Here is an 8,076-nt window from a genome sequence, read left to right on the forward strand (position 1 = left end):
CTGGTGGGCCTGTTCCAGTTCGATTTCGTCGGCTGGCTGCTGGGGGGCAGCGCGTCCATCTGGTCGCGCATCGTCTTTACGCTGGTGGGCGTGGCCGCAGTCTGCGGCATCCCGGGGCTGTTCGGTGACGACGAGACCGGGGAGTGACCCCGGCCTCCGGACAAAATAAAAAGGCTCTCGTGCCGTCAGGAATGCGGCGCGAAAGCCTTTTTTGTATCGTACAGGGCGCTCATGCCAGCAGGAAATGATGGCACGAACAGATCTCGGTACTTCGGACTCCCATGCCGACCGAAAAGAATGGCACGAAAGCCAGTGTGTTTTATAAAAAGATATCCCACCCGATCGTCTGCGGCAATCAAACCTACCCTTACGGACAGGTGGGTGCCCTGTCGCCGGTTTCGCGCTTCCTCATCGAGCCTTCATGGTCGACCCATGACGGGGAGGTCTGCAATCCACCGGAGAACTCCAAGCTCCCGTTGATTGATTAGTAGGATCATATAAACCGCAACAAATCGAGTCGGGCAGGAAAACCTTACGCAGTTGACAAATCAGTCGATCTCGAACTGGTCGCTCAGACGCTTCTCGAACAGCTTGCTGACTTCCAGCAGCGTCTCATCGTCCTCCACCACGTCGAGATACTCGCCCTCGTCGTCCTCGCCGACACTCAGGATGACCAGCTGGGCGTCCTCGTCCAGATCATCCTCGTTCTCGGCGTATTCCACGACGGCAAGATAATGCACGCCCTTGTGGTCCAGAGCGTCGATCACTTCAAACGTGACCTCGTTGCCATCCTCGTCCTCGAGGGTCATCAGGTCAGGCTGATACTCCTCTTCGGTCTCAGCGGCGGGCTTCTTCATCTCTTCTGCCATAGATCACGTTCTCCTATCGAAATACCGGGTATGCACTATTATACACAAACAGATTATCTCACATATGCCCCGGCGGCCCCATCGCTCTGGTGGTGTGGGTTCCGGGTACGCCTATAGTTTAGCGTTTTTATCGTCACTCGTCAAGAGTTTTTTCAAAGAAATTATCGGACAAAGTTTGATGCTTTTTTCTCTCGCATTTCATCCCGGAATGTGCTATACTATATCGATAGCTTTTACTACAGCATACGAAGAGGGAGGCCCGGATATGAGAGCCTTGAAAAAAATAATGGCCGCACTGGCCCTGACGGCAGTGCTGGCCGGGTGCAGCGGGGGCGGCGTCCTCTCCAGCCTCAAGGGCGGCAGCACGTCAGCTCAGAGCATCAGCCGCCCGGCGGTGGAGTCGGCAGAGCTGCAGTTCGCCCACCCGGCGGCGGGGGACACCATCGCGGTGTTCGACACCTCGGTGGGCATCTTTAAGGCCGTGCTTTTCCCCGACGAAGCCCCGCAGGCGGTGCAGAACTTCACTACGCTGGCCGGGCAGGGCTTTTATAACGGTCTTACCGTCACCCGGGTGGAGAAGGATTTTGTGGTCGAGGCCGGGCAGGGCGCAGACGGCAGGGGCACCACCATCTGGAACGGCAGCCGCTACCCCGCCGAGACCACCGATAAGCTCCACCATTACTCCGGTGCCCTCTGTGCGGCGGCGGACACCTCGGGCGAATGCGCCAGCGTTTTTTACGTCATGGAGACGCTGCCGGGCGCAGACTCAGTGACGCAGGAGCTGACCGACCAGATGACCGCCGCCGGCTGGCGGGCCGAGGTCATCAGCGCTTACCAGACGGCGGGCGGCGCACCCTATCTCGACTACACCGATACCGTCTTCGGGCAGGTGTACGAGGGGATGGACGTGGTGGACGCCATCGCCCGGACCGGCGTGGATGAGGCCCAGCGCCCCACCGAACCCATCACCATCAACAGTGTGACCATCACGAAATACGAATAAGAAGCTGCTTTTCCGCCCTCCGGGCGGTGGGACAGCTGCAAAAAAAATCACCCGCCAACTGGCGGGTGATTTGCGTTTATGGGGAAATCAGACGAGATGCGGGGAAAATCGGGAAGAAATCAGAGATTCCTGCCCACCCGCAGGGAGATGGCAACATAAATCTGGCCGCGAATGATCCGGGCCGCTACGCCTGCCTTGGTATAGTTGCCGTTCAGGGCAAAATCCAAGGCTTCGTTTTGATCGCTACCTTTGATTTGATCGATGATCTTCTGCAGCGTGGTATCGTTGTAGTCGTATTTAGCGACCAGAGTGAGGGTGGCGTTCTTATTGTCGTTGTCCCACTTGGCATCCACCTTGTTGAAGAACTGGTATCCGAGAGCATTGCCCTTCAGCTCAAGCTCATGATCCAGATCGTCCAGACGGGCGTTTGCAACAGTACGCATCCCATCGTCATTGGTCAGGGCCACGGCGCGGCCGTTGTTGATGGCCCGCATCACCTTGGCTTCGGCTTGGGCCTCCGGGCCGGAAGAGCCGCCGCCACCGCTGCAGGCGGTCAGGAGCAGAAGGGTCAGTGCACCGGCCAGAAGCAGGGCAGTCAGCTTTCTCAGTTTTGTCATGTGGGTCGCCTCCAATCGTTTTTGTTTCGGTGAGTCCGGTTGTTTTTTCTCATGAAGAAGCGTCATCTCCGGCCATCTGGGCAGGGGGTTCTTCTACCCTCATTTTATCGGAGAAGAGCCGGTGCTGTCAAGCCGGAAAACTATACAAATTCGGCGCGGGAAAATTGTGAAAACAAACCGGAAAACGACGATTTTCTGCGGACTTCACAACAAACTGTCCGGATTTCGCAAAGAAACTTTGCCGCAGGGGCGGCGGGGGGCTTTCAGACCTCCCCCGGATGCTCCTTCCGCCATGCGAGATAGTCGTCCAGAATGACCGTTGCGCTCACCGAGTCGAGGATGTCCTTCCGCTTTGCGCCGAAAGTGCCGCTCTCGTCGAGGAGGTCGGCGGCGGCGCAGGTGGTCTGGCGCTCGTCCCACATCCGGACGGGCAGCCCGCTCCAGATCTCCACAGTCTTGGCCAGCTTCCGGCTCTTGCGGGCACGCTCGCCCTCGGTGCCGTCCATGTTCAGCGGCAGGCCGATGACGATAAGCTCCGCCCCGATGTCCTTTGCCACCTCGCAGACCTTCGAGGCCACCTTGTCCCGGGCCTTGAGGGTGATCTGGGGCGTGATGGCGGTGGTGAGAAATTCGGTGCGGTCGCAGGTGGCGAGGCCGGTGCGGCTGTCACCGTAATCTACTGCTAATATTTTCATGCAGGGTCATCCTCCTGAGATGATTTTTTCTCCATTGTACCACAGAATAGATGTCGCTGCAATTTTGTGGTACAATGAGAGATAAGCAGAAAATCCATCCAACGGAGAGATTCATCATGTTAAAACTACTTTTAGGCGCTTCCGGCAGCGGAAAGACCACCCTGCTGTACCAGCGCATCCGCGCCCGGGCCGAGGCGGGCGGCAGGAGCATCCTGCTGGTGCCGGAACAGTTCACCTCGTCCACCGAGGGCCGCATCCACCGGGAGCTGGGAGACGCGCTGAGCGGGCTGGTGGAGAGCTTTTCCTTCACCAGCCTCGCCGAGCACATTCTGTCGGCGGAGGGCGGCTCCGCCGTCCAGACCCTCAGCGATGCGGGCCGGGCTGTGCTGGTCCGCCGTGCCCTCGAGGAATTGCAGGATAACGTCCATTATTACTATCGCCACCGCCGCTCTGCCGCCTTCTGCCAGATGGCTGCGGAGACCATCGACGAGCTGAAGAGCGCGGGCCTCTCGGGCCAGCGGCTCTATGCGCTGGCGCAGGAGTGCGGCGCAGACAGCGCAAAGCTCAGCGAGCTGGCCCTCATCTTTCAGGGCTACGAGACCCTGCTGGCCGGGACGGGCATGGACCCCTCCGACCGTCTCACGCTGGCCGCGTCCCGCCTTGAGAGCGCCCTTGCCCGGGGAGGACTGCCGGAGTTTCTGCGCGGCCGGGAGGTGTTCATCGACGAGTTCGACACCTTCAACGCCCCGAAAAAGCGGCTGATGGGTGCGCTGCTGGCCTCTCTGCCCACCGTGACGGTGGCCCTCTGCGACGACGGCGCTCCCCTCATCCCGGGGGACATGAGCCTTTTCTCGGGGGCAAAGCAGGTGGCGGCACAGCTGCGCCAGCTGGCCCGCCGGAGCGGCACCGAGGTGGCCGTGCCGGAGCTGCTGCGCCGGGACGTGCGCCACGCCGATGCCCCCGGCCTCGCGGCAGCGGCCCGGCTGCTGGCGTCGGGCCAGTGCGACCCGCCCCCGGCCTGCCCGGAAATAAAGCTCTTCGCCGCCCCCAGCCGGGAGGAGGAAGTCCGGGCTGCTGCTGCGGCCATCCGCCGCCTCATGCGGCAGGGCGTCCGCTGCGGCAGGGTCGCCGTGGTCTGCCGCGACATTGCAAAGTACCGCGCCGCCGTCCGGTACGAGTTCCGGATGGCGGACATCCCCCTCTACTGCGACGAGCCGACCACCCCTGAGTTCAGCGCTCCGGCCACGGCGGTGCGCTGCCTGCTGGCCATTGCCCGGGGCGCAGAGCTGACCGAACAGCTCACCACGCTGGCAAAGACGGGCCTGTGCGCCCTCACCGAAGAGGAGGTCTGCGCCCTCGAGAACTACGCCTACACATGGTCGCCGGGCGCGGCAGCGTGGCGCGCTCCCTTCGAAAAGAATCCCCGGGGCTTCGGCGACGCAGACCCCACCGCCGAGGATACCGAGAACCTCGCCCGGGCCGAGAAGGCCCGAGCCCTCCTTGTAACGGCCGCCGACGGTCTGCGTGCAAAGCTCCGCTCTGCCAGCGCCGAGCAGATGAGCCGCGCCCTCTACTTCTGCCTCAAGGAGCTGGGGGCCGAGGAGGCACAGGCCGCGCAGGTGGAGGCCATCCGGGCCGAGCGGGGCATCCCCGCCGCCGAGGAAGCCGCCCGGGAGTGGAATGTGGTCATGGGCCTGCTGGACGAGATGGCCAGCCTGCTGGGTGGTCAGAGCGTCACCATCGCCGAGTACGAGGAGCTGTTCGGCCTGCTGCTGCGCTCCTCCGACCTCGGCCACATCCCCCAGACGCTGGACGCTGTGGTGCTGGCCAGCGCGGGCAAGATGCGCCTCGATGCGCCGGACTACGTCTTTGTGCTGGGCCTCTCCGAGGGTGAGTTTCCCGCCGCGCCCGGCGAGACGGGCCTCCTGACCCACGCCGACCGGGACGCCCTCATGGCGCAGGAGGTCGAGCTGCCCGACTGCTTCGAGAACCGGGTCGTCCGTGAGCAGGTCTGCTTCTACAAGGCCCTCACCGCCCCGGCCAAGGGCCTCTGGCTCAGCTGGCCCAAGGGGCAGGGCCAGACCCTCTGCGCCGCCCTCGAGCCGGTCGTGGACCTGCTGGCTCCCGCTGCTCCCGTGCTGGAGCTGCCCGACCTCGCCGCCACCCCCGCCGACGGTCTCGATGTGCTGGGCGGCGGCTGGCCCCTGACGGCCCCCGACCGGGCCCGCCTCACCGCGGCCCTCTGCGCTCCCGATGCAGCCGAGCCGGAGGGGCTCGCCCTCCTGCGCCGGATGGCGGGCCGCGCCCCCCGTCAGGTCAGCGACCTTGAGGCCCTCGAGACCCTGTTGGGGCGGCGTCTGCGCATTTCGCCCAGCCAGCTGGAAAAATATTACACCTGCCGGTACGGCTATTTTCTGCAATATGTTCTGGGCCTCCGCCCCCGCAGGCGGGCCGAGCTCTCCGCCGACCAGAGCGGCACCCTCATGCACTGGGTGCTCCAGATGGCCCTCGACCCCCATCCCGGCCCCGACAACCCCTGCGCGGGCCTGAAGCCCTTCCTCGACCTCGACGACGAGGCCATGGCAGCGCTGGCCGGACTGCTGGTGGACGAGTACGCAAAGCGCTACCTTCCCGAGGACACGGCCCGCTTTGCCTACCTGCTCTCCCGCCTAAAAAAGAGCATGGCAGGCCTGCTGTGCTACCTGCGGGACGAGCAGCGCCAGTCCAGCTTCCGCCCCGTGGCCTGTGAGCTGAAGATCGGCCCCGGCGAGGACGCCGTCCGGGGCCAGACCTACCGCCTCTCCGATGGGCGGACGGTGCAGCTCATCGGCACGGTGGACCGTGCCGACGAGTGGATCGAGGACGACGGCACCCGCTGGGTGCGGGTGGTGGACTACAAGACCGGCTCGAAGAAGCTGGACCTCCGGGAGGTCTACTGCGGCCTTGACTGCCAGATGCTGCTCTACCTGTTCAGCCTGACCCGGGACGCGGGCGGACGCTTCACCGGGGCCGAACCGGCGGGCGTTTTGTATCTGCTGGCCGACCCTGCCCCCGAGACCACCGCCCGGGACAAGGCCGCCCAGACCATGGACTACAAGCTGGACGGCCTCGTGCGGGACGAGCGAAAGGTCTTCGACGCCATGGACGCCGAGGAGACGGGGCGGTATCTGCCCTTCAGCTTCCGGGGCGGCGAACCCAGCCCCTACCAGAAGGACAAGCGGGCCGACAAGGCCAAGCTCTCCCGCATCCAGCTCCACCTCGACGACCTCGTCACCCGGATGGGCGAGCAGCTCTACAGCGGCTGCATCGCCGCCGAGCCGCTGGTCACGGGCCGAAGTCCCTGCCGGTGGTGCGATTACGGCTTTATCTGCTGCCACGAGGACGGCGTGGGCGAGCGTGCCCTCGACGCCCCCGCAAAGCCCTTTGAGCCGTCCGAAGACCCCGATAAGAAGGAGGAAAAAGACCCGTGAGCGAGACAAAATGGACCCCGGCCCAGCGTGCTGCCATCGACGACCGGGGCGGTGCGCTGCTGGTGAGCGCTGCCGCGGGCAGCGGCAAGACCGCCGTGCTGACGGAGCGGGCCGTCCGGCTCATCACCGACCCGGAGCACCCCGTGGATGCCGACCGGCTCCTCATCGTCACCTTTACCAACGCCGCCGCCGCCGAGCTTCGCGCCCGCATCGGGCAGGCGCTGCTCCGCCGCAGTCAGGCCGAGCCGTCCAACACGGCCCTCCGCCGCCAGCGGATGCTTTTGCAGCGCGCCCCCATCTGCACCATTGACGCCTTCTGCCTCGACCTGCTCCGCAAGCACTTTCAGGCGCTGGACATCCCGCCCGATTTCACCCCCGCCGACCCCGGCAGCGTGGAGATGCTGCGCACTGCGGCCCTCGCCGAGACGCTGGAAGCGGCCTATCTGAACGCGGATTTCTGTGCCTTCGCCGACCTTTACGGCAAGGGCCGCACCGACAGCGCGGCGGGGGAGGCCGTCCTGCAGGTCTATGACTTCCTCCGCGCCCTGCCCGACTACGGTAGAAAGCTGAACGAGATGCTGGCCCCATGGCAGGACGAGAACGGCTTCGTCCGCACCTGCTGGCACGACATCCTGCTGGCCGAAGCTGCCCGGTCGGCCCGGGCGGCGGGGGAGCTGTTGTCCGCCGCATTGAAGGACAGCCGGGCCGACCTCGTCACGGCGCGGGCCGACGCCGAGGCCAGCAAAAAGACCCCCGCCGCCAAGGAAAAGGCTGTGGCGGGCATGAATGAGCGGTTCGCCGAGCCGCTGGAACGGCTCGAGAGCGCCGCCGCCCTGCTGGGAGAGGTGGAGCATCTGGCGAAGGCGGGGGAGTGGACCCCCCTCTACGATAAGCTGACGCCCTACGTCCTCGGCATGGAGCAGGTCCCCGGCCTCAAGAATATGAAAAAGCGGCTCACCGGCGAGCACAAGGACGCTGTCAAGACCCGGGCCGACGAGGCCGCGAAGCTCTTTGAAAAAATAGAAGATCTGATCAGCTGTAGTCTGGACGAGGCTGAGCTGGACCGGAGAGCCGCCGAACCCCGCCTGCGCGCCCTTTTTGCCGCCGTGCGGGACTTCGACGCCCGCTTTACGGCCCGGAAGCGGGAGCGTCGGCTGCTGGAATTCAGCGACTTCGAGCATCTGGCCCTTCGCCTCCTGCGGGACGAGGACGGCCAGCCCACCGAGCTGTGCCAGAGCATCCGACAGGGCTATGCTGCCGTCATGGTGGACGAATATCAGGACACCAACGCATTGCAGGATGCCCTTTACCGCTGCCTTGCAAGCCCGGCAGGGGACGACCTCTTCCTCGTGGGCGACCTCAAGCAGAGCATCTACCGCTTCCGGCAGGCCGACCCCACCATCTTCCGGGAGAAGCTGGAGA

General features: G+C 64.5%; 7 protein-coding genes and 1 other RNA gene. 4 read left to right on the forward strand and 4 right to left on the reverse strand.

Annotation, left to right across the window (positions count from 1 at the left end; all coding sequences use genetic code 11):
• Positions 1-3 precede the first annotated feature (3 nt).
• Positions 4-147 (forward strand): DUF378 domain-containing protein, encoded by a 144-nt coding sequence (locus ACT8X9_RS11825; protein ID WP_444269121.1) that lies wholly within the window; start codon positions 4-6, stop codon positions 145-147.
• A 180-nt stretch (positions 148-327) separates the two neighbouring features.
• On the opposite strand, the gene ssrS is transcribed toward ACT8X9_RS11825, so the two are convergent.
• Together ssrS and ACT8X9_RS11835 are read right to left on the reverse strand one after the other, a co-directional pair.
• A non-coding RNA gene (ssrS, locus tag ACT8X9_RS11830) (6S RNA) lies at positions 328-531 on the reverse strand.
• A gap of 17 nt (positions 532-548) precedes the next feature.
• Positions 549-869 (reverse strand): DUF1292 domain-containing protein, encoded by a 321-nt coding sequence (locus ACT8X9_RS11835; protein WP_227619873.1) that lies wholly within the window; start codon positions 867-869, stop codon positions 549-551.
• 265 nt (positions 870-1,134) lie between these two features.
• On the opposite strand from ACT8X9_RS11835, the gene ACT8X9_RS11840 reads away from it, so the two are divergent.
• Positions 1,135-1,872 carry a peptidylprolyl isomerase gene (locus tag ACT8X9_RS11840; protein ID WP_444269117.1) on the forward strand — a complete coding sequence of 246 codons (738 nt, stop codon included), beginning with the start codon at positions 1,135-1,137 and terminating at the stop codon, positions 1,870-1,872.
• Positions 1,873-1,991: 119 nt separating this feature from the next.
• Here ACT8X9_RS11840 and ACT8X9_RS11845 read toward each other — a convergent pair whose 3' ends face one another.
• Together ACT8X9_RS11845 and ruvX are read right to left on the reverse strand one after the other, a co-directional pair.
• Positions 1,992-2,489 carry a hypothetical protein gene (locus ACT8X9_RS11845; RefSeq protein WP_444269118.1) on the reverse strand — a complete coding sequence of 166 codons (498 nt, stop codon included), beginning with the start codon at positions 2,487-2,489 and terminating at the stop codon, positions 1,992-1,994.
• 263 nt (positions 2,490-2,752) lie between these two features.
• Entirely contained in the window at positions 2,753-3,184 is a 432-nt protein-coding gene (gene ruvX, locus ACT8X9_RS11850; protein WP_227619870.1) for a Holliday junction resolvase RuvX, read from the reverse strand.
• Positions 3,185-3,300: 116 nt separating this feature from the next.
• Between ruvX and ACT8X9_RS11855 the strand changes: the two genes are divergently transcribed.
• Positions 3,301-6,654 (forward strand): PD-(D/E)XK nuclease family protein, encoded by a 3,354-nt coding sequence (locus ACT8X9_RS11855; RefSeq protein ID WP_444269119.1) that lies wholly within the window; start codon positions 3,301-3,303, stop codon positions 6,652-6,654.
• Positions 6,651-8,076, forward strand: a 1,426-nt coding sequence (locus ACT8X9_RS11860; RefSeq protein WP_444269120.1) for a UvrD-helicase domain-containing protein, incomplete at its 3' end; no start/stop codon positions are given. The genes ACT8X9_RS11855 and ACT8X9_RS11860, both read left to right, overlap by 4 nt.

The organism is Faecalibacterium sp. (genome assembly GCF_052358865.1).
GTDB classification, from domain to species: Bacteria; Bacillota; Clostridia; order Oscillospirales; family Ruminococcaceae; genus Faecalibacterium; species Faecalibacterium butyricigenerans.

Excerpts from the sequence above, each read along its gene's own strand:
- ACT8X9_RS11845 (WP_444269118.1), bottom strand. The coding sequence starts at position 2,489 with ATGACAAAACTGAGAAAGCTGACTGCCCTGCTTCTGGCCGGTGCACTG.
- ACT8X9_RS11840 (WP_444269117.1), top strand. The coding sequence starts at position 1,135 with ATGAGAGCCTTGAAAAAAATAATGGCCGCACTGGCCCTGACGGCAGTG.
- ACT8X9_RS11835 (WP_227619873.1), bottom strand. The coding sequence starts at position 869 with ATGGCAGAAGAGATGAAGAAGCCCGCCGCTGAGACCGAAGAGGAGTAT.
- ruvX (WP_227619870.1), bottom strand. The coding sequence starts at position 3,184 with ATGAAAATATTAGCAGTAGATTACGGTGACAGCCGCACCGGCCTCGCC.
- ACT8X9_RS11855 (WP_444269119.1), top strand. The coding sequence starts at position 3,301 with ATGTTAAAACTACTTTTAGGCGCTTCCGGCAGCGGAAAGACCACCCTG.